We start from the raw sequence: 13712 nt of genomic DNA on the forward strand, positions 1-13712 counted from the left end.
AGCGGGAACATCCCTGCTTACGTGGGCGGGCAAATCCGGTAAAGTCGTGGCAGTTCCGCAGGGCGGCGGATGGCGACAGAGGACTGGCGAATCTGGCATGAGGCGATGGTGGTGGCTGGCCGCGACGATACTGCTGACAGGCTGGAGCCTGGCAGGCTGCGTGACGCCCGCGGCGACGCCTTCGTCCGCACGTGTGCCGCGCAGCGAACCCATGTCCGCCGACCAACTTGCCCAGACGGATTTCAATCGTACCGTCACGCTTGCGGCGCGCGACAATTTCAATAGTCTGTATGCCTTGCTGGATAAGCTGTACCGGCGTAATCCGCGCGAGTGGCGCAAATCGGGCCTGGCCGACCAGGCCGCCGCGGTGGCCTACGTCAAGCGCCTGATCGAAGAGCGTCGAGCGCCCAGCGGCTTGGCCGGGCTGCGCGATGTGCAGGTCCTGGCCGTATCGCTGGACCCCAATTACCATGGCGACAGAGTCGCGGCGTTTATTTACGGGCTGGCTGACACTATTCTGGCAGCCCACAATGACAAAACCCGCTTTTACGTTTCTGACATATTGGACGGCCAGCGGATCTATAACGCGGCCCGTAACGTCGAAGCGGCCGCGTGGCTGCTGTCATCGCGGCGAAACGCCCGGGGCGAGCCGCTTTTGCTGGCCAATGAAATGTCCAGCACCGTCACCAATCTGAGTTTCGAGCGCGAGTTCGGCGCTATCATCGGCCGTCTGGATTTGATTGCCAATCTGCTCGGCGAAAATACCCGTCGGGTCGGTATCAACTATGCTCAAGGCCTGATGTTCTTCAATTTCCTGCCGGTGCGCTGACCGGGGTGTCTCATGATCGATTTCGCCGCTATTGAATCCGCACGCGACAATTTACGCGGGCAAGTCCAGAACACCCCCTTTACGCTGTCGCGCACGCTCTCCGACATTCTGCAGGCGGAGGTCTGGCTCAAATTCGAAAACCTCCAGTTCACGGCATCCTTCAAGGAGCGGGACGCGCTCAATCGCATGCTGACCCTCACTCCCCAGGAGCGCGCCAACGGCGTGATCGCGGTCTCGGCGGGCAATCACGCCCAAGGGGTGGCCTATCATGCCCAGCGCATGAAGGTGCCCGCAGTCATCGTGATGCTGCGGTTCACCCCGACGGTGAAGGTTGCCAACACCATGCGTTTCGGCGCAGAGGTGGTGATGGCCGGCGATACCTTCGATGACGCCAAGGCGCATGGGTTCGAGCTGGCCCGGGCGCGCGGGTTGACAATGATTCATCCCTACGATGATGAGGCCGTGATCGCCGGGCAGGGCACCATAGGCATCGAGATGCTGCAGGCGCAACCGGATTTGGACGCCATCGTCATCGCCATCGGCGGCGGCGGCCTGATTTCCGGCGTGGCCACCGCGGCCAAGGCCATCAAGCCAGACATAGAGATCATCGGTGTGCAGACCGAGCGATTTCCGTCCATGTATGCAGCGGTGCGCGGGCTGACCATGGATAGCGGCAACTACACCATTGCGGAAGGTATCGCGGTCAAATCGCCCGGCACACTGACGCAAGCGATCGTCAGCCGCCTAGTTGTGAACTGTCAATAGGTTGTATTCGTCCAGGTTGAGTCTGGAGATGGGTACAGCGCGCCCGATGCCTTGGTGGGGTCGATGCCAGTTGTAGTGGTGTAGCCAGGATTTCATGGCATCGGCTCGGTGTTGGGAGTTCTGGTAGGTGTGAGCGTAAGCCCACTCACGCAAGGCCGACTGGATGAAGCGTTCGGCCTTGCCATTGGTCTGTGGGCGGTAAGGTCGGGTAAAGCGGTGCTTGATGCCCAGCTCATGGCACAGCGCGGCGAAGGCGCGGCTGCGAAAGGCCGAGCCATTGTCGGTGAGCAAGCGCTGGATGGTCACGCCCAGGCGCTGGTAGTAGGCCACTGCGTCCTTGAGGAACTGGACGGCGCTGGGGAAGCGCTCGTCGGGGTGGATGTCGGTGAAGGCCACGCGGGCGTGGTCATCGATGGCCACGAAGACGAAGTCCCAGCCGGCCCCCTCAACGGTATCGCGTCGGTTGCCCGTGACCCGGTGGCCAGGGCGCTGGATACGTCCCAGCTTCTTGATGTCGATGTGCAGCAGATCGCCGGGGGCCTGATGCTCGTAGCGCACCACCGGCTCGGCCGGCTCCAGGTCGGCCAGGTGCGACAGACCGGCGCGGGCCAGGACGCGGCTGACAGTGCTGGCTGACACGCCCAGCGCCTGGGCGATGCGCGCTTGGGTCAGCCGCTTGCGGCGCAGCTCCACGATAGCCAGCGCCTTGGCCGGCGCAATCGCTCGGGGCGAGACCGTCGGGCGCGAGGACGCATCGGCCAAGCCCGCCTGGCCCTGAGCCAGGAAGCGGCCCAGCCATTTGCGCACAGTCGGCGCGGTGACCCCATAGGCGCGGGCCGCTTCAGGCACACAAACTTGATGGGCGATCAATTGCTGGACCATTTCGAGGCGACGTAGGAAGGTCAATCGGGCATGCTTATGGGTGTTCATCCGGCCGGGCTCCTTGAGTGAACTGGGGGGTTGGCGATTTCCAGTTTCTCAAATCCGGTTCGGATGAACCATGCATACAACCTATTGAATCTTCACACCTAGTCGACCGCATCGAGCTGGTGAGCGAGGCCGATATCGAGCATGCGATTGTCGTGTTGCTGGAAATCGAGAAAACGGTGGTCGAAGGCGCCGGCGCAGCAGGGTTGGCCGCCTTGCTGCTGGAAAAATCACGCGGCAATACCTATTTCAAGGGCAAGCGCATCGGCCTGGTGCTCACCGGCGGCAATATCGACCCTCTGATGCTGGGTGAGCTGATCGAGCGCGGCATGGTGCGCGCCGGCCGTCTGGCCCGCATTCGCGTGGACTTACGCGATCTTCCTGGCGCGCTGGCGCATGCCACGCGGCTGATTGCGGACGTCCATGCCAACATTACCGAAGTGCATCATCAGCGTGCCTTTACCGCGCTGCCCGTGCGCAACGTCGAAGTGGATTTCGTATTGCAGACGCGCGGGCCGGAACACATCGCCCAGGTCATAAGTGTGCTGAACGACGCCGGCTTTGCTGCCAGCAATCACGATCACTGAACCAGGTTCTTGACCCGGTACAGTCGCTCGCGATGCAGCGTGGTGGCAAGCGGCTCAGCGTCTCGGCCAAGCGCGACGTAGTCCTGAGGTACCAGCGCCAGCGCATCGCGTATGGCCTGAGGATGCTCTGCGTACCAGCGTGCTATCAGCGTGTCGGGATTGAAAGCGTCCAGGCCCTGGCGTCGCAGCTCTGAGCGGTTGAAGTCCTTCAGATTCCAGGTGGCCACCTGCACCTGCGGGGGGTGTTGGTGGCCGCAACGTGCGCGGCGCGCAAGGCCCGCGGCGATGACGTGGAAATCCTTGGGGTCGCTGTAGCGCAAGCTGAGTTCGTAAGGTTCGATATCGCTTTCGAGCGCCTGCGGAAACTGCGCATTCATCTGTGCCCATTGCTGTTGCAGGAAGTCTGGCGCGACGTCCCAGATGCGCGCGGCATTGCGGCGCCATTCATGACCGATGCGCTCGGTCCACACCGGCTGATAGACCGCTGCCGCTGCCAGGCGCAGCATCAACCTGCGCACGATATTGGACATCAGTACGCAGGCGTCGAGAACGATATAGGGAGCAGGTTGAGACAAGTTCAAAGCACAATAAGGCCGTTTGCAGCGAGCAAGTATAGCCCCCGGCCTGGCCGGGCGCGGCCGGCCCGTGGGTGCCCAGATATCAGCTAGCGTGATGATGAAAATAAATTTCGAGGATTGGATTTATTTCTTGGAAGGGCAGACTATATCGGCTCTGACGGCCGTCCCAGGCTGCATGGCTGGGCAACTTGGCGCACGCCAATGTAAAGGTGCCGACTGACCGAAGAACGCTATTTCTGGCCCGTAGTCTATGCACGGGGTGTCCTGAGGGGCGAATTTCCTGTCTATCGGAACTAAAGATTCTGGTCGTGCTGACCTGCTACGGCTTTTGTCCTTCAGATGCTCGTCATTGCGCCTTCCCTATGAGGGGCCCAGTCTCTCTCCCCGACTCCTCCCTCCGCACAAGCGCGCCGGGCCACATCGAGAAAGCGGGCAAGCACCGGTGAGTTGTCGTTGCTACGCCATACCAGTTCGAGCTCCAGCTGCGAATCCAGATCGGGCACGTTGTGAAAAACAATACCGCGTGGATGCATAAAGCGGCTCACGCCCGGCACGACTGCAATCCCCATGCCTGCCGCGACAAGTCCTAGCATGACCAAAAAATTGCTGCCCATCTGAACAGTCCTGGGCTGAAAGTTAAGGCGACGGTACTCATTCTCGACGAAATCGTTGAAATGAAATGAAGATGCCTTGGGCGTGCCGATATAGGGTTCCCCCGACAGCTCGGACAGACGTTTTGGCGGCGATTTGGCGTAGGGGGAGTTCTCTGGCACAGCCAGCACTAAATGCTCGTTGTGCACGAGTAGGCCAGCAAACGACGAATCGTGCCGCGGGCGCATAAACATGAAGCCCGCGTCCAGGTCTCCTCGGTGAATCCCGTCCAGTTGTCTGCCAGACTGCAGCATGTCCAACATGAGCGTGACCAACGAATGTTCATCGCGGAATTGGCCCAGCATTCGGCATATAAGCGGCAGCCAGGCATGTTGCGGACTGATGGCGAGATGGAGGTTGCCGAGCACACCTTCGCTGGCCCGCACGGCATTGCTGCGCATTTGCGCCGCCTCTTGGAGCAGGCGCGTCGCATCCTGGTAGCACTGTCGCCCTGCAGCGGTGAGTTTGACGCCCCGGGCGTGTCGCACGAATAACTGGGCGCCCACGCTTTCTTCCAGAGTCTGGATAGAACGGGTCAGTGCGGGTTGCACCATACACAGGATGCGAGCTGCCGACGCAATGCTTTCCTGTTCGGCCGCGACCACAAAGTGTCGCAGATGCCGCAACTCCATACGGTACCTCCCAACGTATGCAAAAAATCTATAGCTAACCGAAAAATATAGCATTTTATTTTTATGGAAAGTCTGAATAATCTGGCGGGCCTTAGAACCAGAACATAAAGCGGCACATGCCTTACGCAGGCATCCACCGCGTTCTTTCCGGAGACAAAGCCGATGTCGGCCTTCTTGCAGCAGCTGCTCTACGGTTTATCCGTGGGCAGCACATACGTACTCATAGCCTTGGGCATAACCCTGGTCTATCGAGGCATGGATTTGATCAATTTTGCGCAGGGCGAAATCTTCATGGCAGGGGCCTTCATGGGCTATGTATTCCATGTGGATCTGGCTTTGCCCATATGGCTGGCGTTGCCCTGCGCCATGGCTTCCGGTCTGTTGCTCGGTGCCATGCTCGAACGCGTTTTCCTGCGCCGCATTGAAAACTCCAGCCCGCTTACGCTTTTCATGATGACGGTGGCACTGTTCATTCTGCTGCGCAGCGCGGCGCAATTGATATTTGGCGCGTCGGCCTACCGCTTCCCTCCCTTCAGCGAGCGGGTCATCGAAATCGGCGGCGTGCAAATCGGCATGCAGTACCTGCTCATCATCGCTGTCAGCCTGGTCATGATGGCGGCTCTTTATTGGCTCCTAACCAAGACCAAAATCGGGTTGTCGGCGCGTGCCGTTGCTCAAGACCGGACTGCAGCTCGCATGATGGGCATCAACGTGTCGCGGGTGAACTGTTTCATTTACGCATTGAGCGCGTTGTTGGGCACTGTCGCGGGCATCGTCTACGCGCCGGTGGCGGTGCTGAGTTTCGATATGGGCAACCTAATCATGCTCAAAGGCTTTACTGCAGCGCTGCTGGGTGGGCTGGGGCTGGTTTCGGGCGCCGTGTTTGGCGGTTATGTCCTGGGCATCATCGAGCAGTTCGGAACGCTGGCACTGAGCTCCGCCTACAAGGACATGGTGTCCTTCTCGATTTTGCTACTGATCATCCTGCTCAAGCCCAATGGCATTCTGAGCAAGAAAGTCGTGAAGAAAGTCTGACGGACGGCCGAACATGAATCGCAAATATCTCATCGGCATCGCTGTCGTAGTGTTGCTGGCAGTTCCCGCCCTGTTGGACGATCCCTTCGTCACCCATCTCTCCATCCGTGCGGCGACCTACGCTATCGTCGTCATGGGCCTGACCTTGTTCGTTGGCTGCACCGGTCAGATCTCTCTGGGTCACGCCGCATATTTTGGGCTGGCAGCCTACGTGTCCGGCATGCTGGCTAAGGCCGGAGTGCCCTATATCTTGGCAGCGCTGGGTGCCACGGCCGCCACCGGCCTGGTCGGCGCACTCGTGGGTCTTGTTGTACTGCGTACGAGCGGACATTACCTGGCGTTGGCCAGCATTGCGGTGGCGATCATCATTCAGACGCTGATCAAAAACGCCAGTATCACTGGCGGCCCTTCAGGTTTGACGGCAGTGCCGCCGGCCAGTTTCTTCGGCATCGAATTGAATGGCGGCCTGGCCTATTACTACTACGTACTGGCCATCGTCGGGCTGGGGCTGCTAATCCTGCATCGCGTTGTGGCGTCCCGCACGGGTGACGCCCTGCAGGCCATTGCAAACAATGAACTGGCCGCCCAATCGCTGGGTATACCAGTGTTTCGATACAAGGTTCTATCCTTCACCATCAGCGTCATGTTCGCTGCATTTGCCGGAACGCTGCTCGTGCACTACGACGGGTTCGTCGACCCGGAACGTCTGGGTACGCACGTTTCGATCCTGTTCCTGATCATGGCCTTCGTCGGCGGTATCGGTAGCCTGCCCGGGGCACTGTTGGGCGCGTTCTCCCTCACGATCATGGAGGAGTACACGCAGGAGTTCGGCGAGTACAACGTTTTGATCTACGGCCTGACGCTGGCCGTGGTGATTCTGTTCATGCCAAAGGGGCTGATCTCCCTTGTGCATCGCCTGTCCGCACGAGAGGGGAAGTAACATGTTAGACATCCGGAATGTCAGCCTGGCCTTCGGTGGAGTGCGTGCGCTGACCGATGTGTCCTTCACTATCCGTCCCGGCATCGTCACGGGCTTGATCGGGCCGAACGGCGCGGGGAAAACCTCGCTCTTCAACGTCGTCAGTGGCATCTATACGCCGACTAGCTGTGAACTGTCAATAGGTTGTATTCGTCCAGGTTGAGTCTGGAGATGGGTACAGCGCGCCCGATGCCTTGGTGGGGTCGATGCCAGTTGTAGTGGTGTAGCCAGGATTTCATGGCATCGGCTCGGTGTTGGGAGTTCTGGTAGGTGTGAGCGTAAGCCCACTCACGCAAGGCCGACTGGATGAAGCGTTCGGCCTTGCCATTGGTCTGTGGGCGGTAAGGTCGGGTAAAGCGGTGCTTGATGCTCAGCTCATGGCACAGCGCGGCGAAGGCGCGGCTGCGAAAGGCCGAGCCATTGTCGGTGAGCAAGCGCTGGATGGTCACGCCCAGGCGCTGGTAGTAGGCCACTGCGTCCTTGAGGAACTGGACGGCGCTGGGGAAGCGCTCGTCGGGGTGGATGTCGGTGAAGGCCACGCGGGCGTGGTCATCGATGGCCACGAAGACGAAGTCCCAGCCGGCCCCCTCAACGGTATCGCGTCGGTTGCCCGTGACCCGGTGGCCAGGGCGCTGGATACGTCCCAGCTTCTTGATGTCGATGTGCAGCAGATCGCCGGGGGCCTGATGCTCGTAGCGCACCACCGGCTCGGCCGGCTCCAGGTCGGCCAGGTGCGACAGACCGGCGCGGGCCAGGACGCGGCTGACGGTGCTGGCTGACACGCCCAGCGCCTGGGCGATGCGCGCTTGGGTCAGCCGCTTGCGGCGCAGCTCCACGATAGCCAGCGCCTTGGCCGGCGCAATCGCTCGGGGCGAGACCGTCGGGCGCGAGGACGCATCGGCCAAGCCCGCCTGGCCCTGAGCCAGAAAGCGGCCCAGCCATTTGCGCACAGTCGGCGCGGTGACCCCATAGGCGCGGGCCGCTTCAGGCACACAAACTTGATGGGCGATCAATTGCTGGACCATTTCGAGGCGACGTAGGAAGGTCAATCGGGCATGCTTATGGGTGTTCATCCGGCCGGGCTCCTTGAGTGAACTGGGGGGTTGGCGATTTCCAGTTTCTCAAATCCGGTTCGGATGAACCATGCATACAACCTATTGAATCTTCACAACTAGCGGGTCCGTATATTTCCAGGATACGGAGATCAGCCATCTGGCGTTGCATCAGATCAACCGCCTGGGCGTAGCACGCACGTTTCAGCACGTCATGGTGTTCCCCGACCTTACGTTGGTGGAGAACGTGATGATCGGTCGCCAAGCGCGCACGAAAGCTGGCGTGTTCGCGTCAGTTCTGCGCACACCAGGTGAGCGGCGTGAGCGAGCCGCCTCTCGCGCCCGCGCCATTGAGCTGCTTGATGATGTCGGTCTGGCCGACAAGGCTGACGAGTTGGCGGGCAGCTTGCCTTACGGTGAGCAGCGACAACTCGACATAGCTCGCGCACTGGCCACAGATCCCCAAATCATCCTTCTGGACGAACCGGCCGGCGGCCTTAATCTGCAGGAACGGCTTGCACTTAAGGCCCTGGTGCGCAAACTGCACGGCAAAGGATATACGGTTGTACTGATCGAACATGACATCCGTCTGGTGATGGAGCTGTGTAGCCATATCGTCGTACTTAACTATGGCACCAAGATAGTGGACGATACGCCCGACGCCGTCCAGCAAGACAAGCAAGTGATAGCCGCCTACTTGGGCGAAGGAGCGAAAAAATAAGGTTCATCGCGGAATAGCGTGGAGCCGTGCTTGATTGCCGTTACGCTTGATCCTTGATTTTTCAAGGATCAAGGCCGGGATCATGCTGGACCACAAGACGATCGAGAGGTTGGGTGGGTGGGAAGGTTATCGGGTGGAGCGGGTCGTGTGGCCTGAAGGTGAGAGCCGGACGGTCACGATTTACCTGAAGCCTTCAGCGCGAACGATGCACTGCGAGCACTGCGGCAACCGATGTCGGCAGGTGCATGAGACGACCACGCGCCGGGTGCGGGATCTGCCGCTAATGGCGCTGCGAGTGACGCTGGTAGTGCCGCGTCGGCGGGTCTGGTGCGAGCAGTGCGGTGGACCGCATCTGGAGAGGCTGAGCTGGCTGGGCCGTTACCAGCGAGTGACCGACCGGCTGGCCGAGGCGGTCAGCCAGTTGCTTGAGTCCAGCAACATTCTGGCCGTGGCACGCTTCTTCCAACTGGGTTGGCACACGGTCAAGGCGCTGGACAAGGCCCTGCTGCGACGGGCGATCCAAGAGCCGGACTGGAGCCAGATCCACTACCTAGCGATGGACGAGTTCGCTCTACACAAGGGCCATCGTTATGCCACGGTCGTTGTCGATCCGATCCGCCGTCAGGTGCTATGGATCGGTGATGGCCGCTCGCGCGAGACGGCCAGAGCCTTCTTCGAACAACTGCCAACTGGGGTTGCCCAGCAGATCCGGGCCGTAGCGATCGACATGACGACGGCCTATGAGCTGGAGATCCAGGCCAACTGCCCCAACGCCGAGATCGTCTACGACCTGTTCCACGTCGTGGCCAAGTACGGCCGTGAAGTGATAGACCGGGTGCGTGTAGACCAAGCGAACCAGTTGCGGCACGACAAGCCGGCCCGCCGGGTGATCAAGTCCAGTCGCTGGCTACTGCTGCGCAATCGCAAAAACCTCGATCCGTGCCAATCGGTAAAGTTGGACGAGTTGCTCCAGGCCAACCAGCCCTTGCTCACCGCTTATCTGATGCGCGATGAGCTCAAACAGCTGTGGTTCTACCAACACCCCGGCTACGCCCGCCAGGCATGGGATCACTGGCTGCAACAGGCTCAGGGCAGCGGCATCGCCGCCTTGGCTCACTTCGCGCTCAAGCTAAAAGCCTATCTGCACGGGATTCTGTCTCGCTGTCGCCACCGGCTCAACACCAGCATCGTCGAGGGCATCAACAACACCATCAAAGTCATCAAGCGCCGCGCCTACGGCTACCGCGATCAGGAGTACTTCTTCCTCAAGATCCGGTCTGCATTCCCCGGTATTCCTCGATGAACCAAAAATAATGCTCAAGCTGAACAACATCAGTGCCCGCTATGGCCGCATCGAAGCCTTGAAGGGCTGCTCACTGGAAATTGGCAAGGGTGAGTTCGTAACCCTCATCGGCGCCAATGGCGCGGGCAAGAGCACGATGCTCAAAGCCATTCTTGGTCTGAATCGTCCAAGCCAGGGCAGCATCGACTTTGATGGGCGCGCCATTACCGGTGCATCCACCGAGAGCATTATTCGCAGTGGCATCAGCATCGTTCCTGAAGGTCGGCGAATCTTCCCGGAATTCACGGTGGCAGAAAACCTGGCTATCGGCGAGCAGATTCGCAATGCCACCAAGGGCGAGATAGAAGCCGATCTCGAGCGAATTGTTGAGCAGTTCCCCCGCCTGAAGGAGCGCTGGAGCCAACGCGCAGGCACGATGAGTGGCGGTGAGCAGCAAATGGTCGCAATCGGCCGCGCGCTGATGAGCCGGCCGCGCCTGCTATTGCTGGACGAGCCTTCGCTGGGCTTGGCTCCACTCGTCGTGGCGGAGTTGATGGAGAAGCTCAAGGAAATCCATCGGGCTGGAACCACGATCTTCCTCGTTGAGCAAAACGTCACGCTGGCGCTTCAGACTGCGCAGCGTGGCTACCTCATGGAGACAGGTCGCATCGTGGGTGCAGACAGCTCCGAAGCCCTGCTCGCCAGTGACACCGTGCGCAAAGCCTATCTGGGCATTGACGACTAATAAATCATAAACAAGTTAATTCAAACGAGAGGAAGACATGCAAGGTATTCAGTACGCAAAAAAATGCTTGGGCGTTTTCGCCACGCTGGCCATGGTTGGCAGTGCCGTGGCCGCCGATACCCCGCTGCGGCTTGGCTTCATTGAGTCCATCACCGGCCCAGGCGCCGCCTACGGCGAAGCCCATTTCAAGGGCACCCGCCTTGCCGTTGATATGATCAATGCCGACGGGGGAGTGAATGGAAAGCCGATCGAGATCTTCGCCGAGGATGACAAGAGCGATCCGACGGTCGGCATTAATTCGGCCAAGAAGCTCATCACGCAGCGCAAAGTCAACGTCATGGCAGGTTCGTCAGCCAGCCTAGTGACCATCGCCTTCTCGCGTGAGAACGAGAAGGCAAAGGTGCCACTGGTGGTCGGTGTGGCGGGTTCTCCCACTATTACCAAACAGGGCTATCAGCATGTCTGGCGCGTCAACGTGACGGATAATCAGCTTGACCTCAAAGCCGTCGAGCACTTCTTCAAGGACGGCGGCAAGCGTCGCTTCGCCTTCTTGGCTGAGAACTCCGACTATGGCAAGCCTCCGACCAAGAGTTCTGCTGACTATATTCGTTCGTTGGGCGGCGAAGTCGTTGCCTACGAGGAGTACAACCGTGGCGAAACGGACTTCAAGGCGCAACTGAGCAACATCCGCAAGCAGAATCCGGAAGTTCTGCTGGTTCACGGTTACTACACCGAGGGCTCGATCATTGCTCGCCAGGTCAAGGAACTGGGCATCAATGCGCAACTGATCGTCAACATGGGGCAGGGCGTGCCCAAGTTCGCTGAGCTGGCTGGCGCGGCCGCCGAGGGCGTGGTGTTTCCAACCAACTGGGCTGAAGGCGCTGATCCGCGTCACGCTCCGTTTGAAAAGGCGTTCAAGGAAAAGTATGGCGTCAATGCCAGCGCCTTTGATGCCGCGGCTTACGCCGCCGTCCAAACTATTGCGGAGGCAGCGCGTCGTGGTGGTGGCAACGGTTCGGCCGATATTCAGAAGGGACTGCCAATGCTGATCGGTTTCGAAACCCTGCTGGGACCGATCCAGTGGGATGCGGCCAATCAGAACGACGGCAAGGTCCTGCTGGCAAAGTTCGAGCGCGGTCAGATCATCCCGGCCAAGTAAGCGCGGCCTGAATCAGTCGTTTTCCGGCCCTTGCCGGCCATTACTAGGCCGCCTTTCATGGCGGCTTTTTTTGGTTCATCGAGGAATACCGGGGAATGCAGACCGGATCTTGAGGAAGAAGTACTCCTGATCGCGGTAGCCGTAGGCGCGGCGCTTGATGACTTTGATGGTGTTGTTGATGCCCTCGACGATGCTGGTGTTGAGCCGGTGGCGACAGCGAGACAGAATCCCGTGCAGATAGGCTTTTAGCTTGAGCGCGAAGTGAGCCAAGGCGGCGATGCCGCTGCCCTGAGCCTGTTGCAGCCAGTGATCCCATGCCTGGCGGGCGTAGCCGGGGTGTTGGTAGAACCACAGCTGTTTGAGCTCATCGCGCATCAGATAAGCGGTGAGCAAGGGCTGGTTGGCCTGGAGCAACTCGTCCAACTTTACCGATTGGCACGGATCGAGGTTTTTGCGATTGCGCAGCAGTAGCCAGCGACTGGACTTGATCACCCGGCGGGCCGGCTTGTCGTGCCGCAACTGGTTCGCTTGGTCTACACGCACCCGGTCTATCACTTCACGGCCGTACTTGGCCACGACGTGGAACAGGTCGTAGACGATCTCGGCGTTGGGGCAGTTGGCCTGGATCTCCAGCTCATAGGCCGTCGTCATGTCGATCGCTACGGCCCGGATCTGCTGGGCAACCCCAGTTGGCAGTTGTTCGAAGAAGGCTCTGGCCGTCTCGCGCGAGCGGCCATCACCGATCCATAGCACCTGACGGCGGATCGGATCGACAACGACCGTGGCATAACGATGGCCCTTGTGTAGAGCGAACTCGTCCATCGCTAGGTAGTGGATCTGGCTCCAGTCCGGCTCTTGGATCGCCCGTCGCAGCAGGGCCTTGTCCAGCGCCTTGACCGTGTGCCAACCCAGTTGGAAGAAGCGCGCCACGGCCAGAATGTTGCTGGACTCAAGCAACTGGCTGACCGCCTCGGCCAGCCGGTCGGTCACTCGCTGGTAACGGCCCAGCCAGCTCAGCCTCTCCAGATGCGGTCCACCGCACTGCTCGCACCAGACCCGCCGACGCGGCACTACCAGCGTCACTCGCAGCGCCATTAGCGGCAGATCCCGCACCCGGCGCGTGGTCGTCTCATGCACCTGCCGACATCGGTTGCCGCAGTGCTCGCAGTGCATCGTTCGCGCTGAAGGCTTCAGGTAAATCGTGACCGTCCGGCTCTCACCTTCAGGCCACACGACCCGCTCCACCCGATAACCTTCCCACCCACCCAACCTCTCGATCGTCTTGCGGTCCAGCATGATCCCGGCCTTGATCCTTGAAAATCAAGGATCAAGCGTAACGGCAATCAAGCACGGCTCCACGCTATTCCGCGATGAACCTTATTTTTGGCGGCTTGCCCCAGACCGGTGACTCCGCGCGCCAGGCGAGCGCGCCACAGCATGCCAGCGCCCAGATACAGCAGGTAAATCGCACCGGCGATGCGTATCAGATCATAGGCAAGGCGCGAGGCGGACAGCAAGGCGCCAAGCCCGAAGGCGGCCGCCGCACCCCAAGCCAGGCAGCCTGCGCAAATGCCCACCGCGGCCATGAAAGCGCGTCGCGGGCCTTCGGTGGCGGCCGTGCGCAGAACCAGCGCCGTGTCCAACCCGGGGGTGAGCGTCATGATAAGGGCGGCAAGGGCGAAGGCGAGCAGGGCGGCAGTCATGGCAGAAAATGGTAGCTAAGCGCTGATGATACGCGCAGGCGGTATGATGGCGGGCTTTGGCGACTAC

General features: G+C 60.3%; 14 protein-coding genes and 2 pseudogenes. 10 read left to right on the forward strand and 6 right to left on the reverse strand.

The annotated features are described in order from the left end of the window. Nucleotides 1-97 precede the first annotated feature (97 nt). Both LK440_RS07815 and LK440_RS07820 read left to right on the forward strand, forming a co-directional pair. Nucleotides 98-829 carry a hypothetical protein gene (locus tag LK440_RS07815; protein ID WP_005019399.1) on the forward strand — a complete coding sequence of 244 codons (732 nt, stop codon included), beginning with the start codon at nt 98-100 and terminating at the stop codon, nt 827-829. Nucleotides 830-841: 12 nt separating this feature from the next. Continuing rightward, nucleotides 842-1579: pseudogene (locus tag LK440_RS07820) on the forward strand (pyridoxal-phosphate dependent enzyme); the annotation flags it as partial. On the opposite strand, the gene LK440_RS07825 reads toward LK440_RS07820, so the two are convergent. Then, entirely contained in the window at nt 1574-2524 is a 951-nt protein-coding gene (locus LK440_RS07825) for an IS481-like element IS481 family transposase (RefSeq protein ID WP_005012808.1), read from the reverse strand. The pseudogene LK440_RS07820 and the gene LK440_RS07825 overlap by 6 nt on opposite strands. Nucleotides 2525-2616: 92 nt before the next feature. Between LK440_RS07825 and LK440_RS07830 the strand changes: the two are divergent. Beyond that, nucleotides 2617-3108, forward strand: a pseudogene (locus LK440_RS07830) (threonine ammonia-lyase); the annotation flags it as partial. On the opposite strand, the gene LK440_RS07835 reads toward LK440_RS07830, so the two are convergent. Next, on the reverse strand, nt 3102-3638 hold the full coding sequence (locus LK440_RS07835) for a PIN domain-containing protein (RefSeq protein WP_005013733.1): 537 nt from the start codon (nt 3636-3638) through the stop codon (nt 3102-3104). The pseudogene LK440_RS07830 and the gene LK440_RS07835 overlap by 7 nt on opposite strands. A gap of 383 nt (nt 3639-4021) precedes the next feature. Beyond that, nucleotides 4022-4969: a LysR family transcriptional regulator gene (locus LK440_RS07840; protein ID WP_005013732.1), complete on the reverse strand. Its 948-nt coding sequence runs from the start codon at nt 4967-4969 to the stop codon at nt 4022-4024. 162 nt (nt 4970-5131) lie between these two features. On the opposite strand from LK440_RS07840, the gene LK440_RS07845 reads away from it, so the two are divergent. The 3 genes from LK440_RS07845 to LK440_RS07855 are packed head-to-tail and all read left to right on the forward strand — an operon-like array spanning nt 5132 to nt 7146. After that, nucleotides 5132-6004: a branched-chain amino acid ABC transporter permease gene (locus LK440_RS07845; protein ID WP_005013731.1), complete on the forward strand. Its 873-nt coding sequence runs from the start codon at nt 5132-5134 to the stop codon at nt 6002-6004. Between the two features lie 13 nt (nt 6005-6017). Further along, a complete protein-coding gene (locus LK440_RS07850; RefSeq protein ID WP_005013730.1) occupies nt 6018-6944 on the forward strand; it encodes a branched-chain amino acid ABC transporter permease in 927 nt (308 codons plus the stop codon). Nucleotide 6945: 1 nt separating this feature from the next. Continuing rightward, the gene (locus tag LK440_RS07855) at nt 6946-7146 is read left to right on the forward strand and encodes an ATP-binding cassette domain-containing protein (protein ID WP_111118755.1); all 201 of its coding nucleotides are present in this window, start codon (nt 6946-6948) and stop codon (nt 7144-7146) included. Here LK440_RS07855 and LK440_RS07860 read toward each other — a convergent pair. Next, nucleotides 7106-8056 carry an IS481-like element IS481 family transposase gene (locus tag LK440_RS07860; protein ID WP_005013727.1) on the reverse strand — a complete coding sequence of 317 codons (951 nt, stop codon included), beginning with the start codon at nt 8054-8056 and terminating at the stop codon, nt 7106-7108. The two genes, LK440_RS07855 and LK440_RS07860, sit on opposite strands and share 41 nt — an antisense overlap. Before the next feature lie 145 nt (nt 8057-8201). Between LK440_RS07860 and LK440_RS07865 the strand changes: the two genes are divergently transcribed. The 4 genes from LK440_RS07865 to LK440_RS07880 all read left to right on the forward strand — a co-directional run bounded on the left by LK440_RS07865 (nt 8202) and on the right by LK440_RS07880 (nt 11942). Beyond that, the gene (locus LK440_RS07865; RefSeq protein ID WP_005013726.1) at nt 8202-8756 is read left to right on the forward strand and encodes an ABC transporter ATP-binding protein; all 555 of its coding nucleotides are present in this window, start codon (nt 8202-8204) and stop codon (nt 8754-8756) included. A gap of 82 nt (nt 8757-8838) precedes the next feature. Continuing rightward, the gene (locus tag LK440_RS07870) at nt 8839-10059 is read left to right on the forward strand and encodes an ISL3 family transposase (protein ID WP_005013725.1); all 1221 of its coding nucleotides are present in this window, start codon (nt 8839-8841) and stop codon (nt 10057-10059) included. 10 nt (nt 10060-10069) lie between these two features. Continuing rightward, on the forward strand, nt 10070-10783 hold the full coding sequence (locus tag LK440_RS07875; protein WP_005013724.1) for an ABC transporter ATP-binding protein: 714 nt from the start codon (nt 10070-10072) through the stop codon (nt 10781-10783). 37 nt (nt 10784-10820) lie between these two features. After that, entirely contained in the window at nt 10821-11942 is a 1122-nt protein-coding gene (locus tag LK440_RS07880) for an ABC transporter substrate-binding protein (RefSeq protein WP_005013723.1), read from the forward strand. 75 nt (nt 11943-12017) lie between these two features. Here LK440_RS07880 and LK440_RS07885 read toward each other — a convergent pair whose 3' ends face one another. Continuing rightward, nucleotides 12018-13238: an ISL3 family transposase gene (locus LK440_RS07885; RefSeq protein ID WP_005011985.1), complete on the reverse strand. Its 1221-nt coding sequence runs from the start codon at nt 13236-13238 to the stop codon at nt 12018-12020. A 47-nt stretch (nt 13239-13285) separates the two neighbouring features. After that, complete coding sequence (locus LK440_RS07890) at nt 13286-13645, reverse strand: LysE family translocator (RefSeq protein ID WP_005013722.1); 360 nt, start codon at nt 13643-13645, stop codon at nt 13286-13288. Between the last annotated feature and the right edge of the window lie 67 nt (nt 13646-13712).

Origin of the sequence: Bordetella holmesii (genome assembly GCF_020735985.1) — a bacterium.
Taxonomy (GTDB): domain Bacteria; phylum Pseudomonadota; class Gammaproteobacteria; order Burkholderiales; family Burkholderiaceae_B; genus Bordetella; species Bordetella holmesii.

Excerpts from the sequence above, each read along its gene's own strand:
- LK440_RS07885 (WP_005011985.1), bottom strand. The coding sequence starts at position 13,238 with ATGCTGGACCGCAAGACGATCGAGAGGTTGGGTGGGTGGGAAGGTTAT.
- LK440_RS07890 (WP_005013722.1), bottom strand. The coding sequence starts at position 13,645 with ATGACTGCCGCCCTGCTCGCCTTCGCCCTTGCCGCCCTTATCATGACG.
- LK440_RS07870 (WP_005013725.1), top strand. The coding sequence starts at position 8,839 with ATGCTGGACCACAAGACGATCGAGAGGTTGGGTGGGTGGGAAGGTTAT.
- LK440_RS07815 (WP_005019399.1), top strand. The coding sequence starts at position 98 with ATGAGGCGATGGTGGTGGCTGGCCGCGACGATACTGCTGACAGGCTGG.
- LK440_RS07845 (WP_005013731.1), top strand. The coding sequence starts at position 5,132 with ATGTCGGCCTTCTTGCAGCAGCTGCTCTACGGTTTATCCGTGGGCAGC.
- LK440_RS07855 (WP_111118755.1), top strand. The coding sequence starts at position 6,946 with ATGTTAGACATCCGGAATGTCAGCCTGGCCTTCGGTGGAGTGCGTGCG.
- LK440_RS07875 (WP_005013724.1), top strand. The coding sequence starts at position 10,070 with ATGCTCAAGCTGAACAACATCAGTGCCCGCTATGGCCGCATCGAAGCC.
- LK440_RS07850 (WP_005013730.1), top strand. The coding sequence starts at position 6,018 with ATGAATCGCAAATATCTCATCGGCATCGCTGTCGTAGTGTTGCTGGCA.
- LK440_RS07860 (WP_005013727.1), bottom strand. The coding sequence starts at position 8,056 with ATGAACACCCATAAGCATGCCCGATTGACCTTCCTACGTCGCCTCGAA.
- LK440_RS07825 (WP_005012808.1), bottom strand. The coding sequence starts at position 2,524 with ATGAACACCCATAAGCATGCCCGATTGACCTTCCTACGTCGCCTCGAA.
- LK440_RS07840 (WP_005013732.1), bottom strand. The coding sequence starts at position 4,969 with ATGGAGTTGCGGCATCTGCGACACTTTGTGGTCGCGGCCGAACAGGAA.
- LK440_RS07835 (WP_005013733.1), bottom strand. The coding sequence starts at position 3,638 with ATGTCCAATATCGTGCGCAGGTTGATGCTGCGCCTGGCAGCGGCAGCG.
- LK440_RS07880 (WP_005013723.1), top strand. The coding sequence starts at position 10,821 with ATGCAAGGTATTCAGTACGCAAAAAAATGCTTGGGCGTTTTCGCCACG.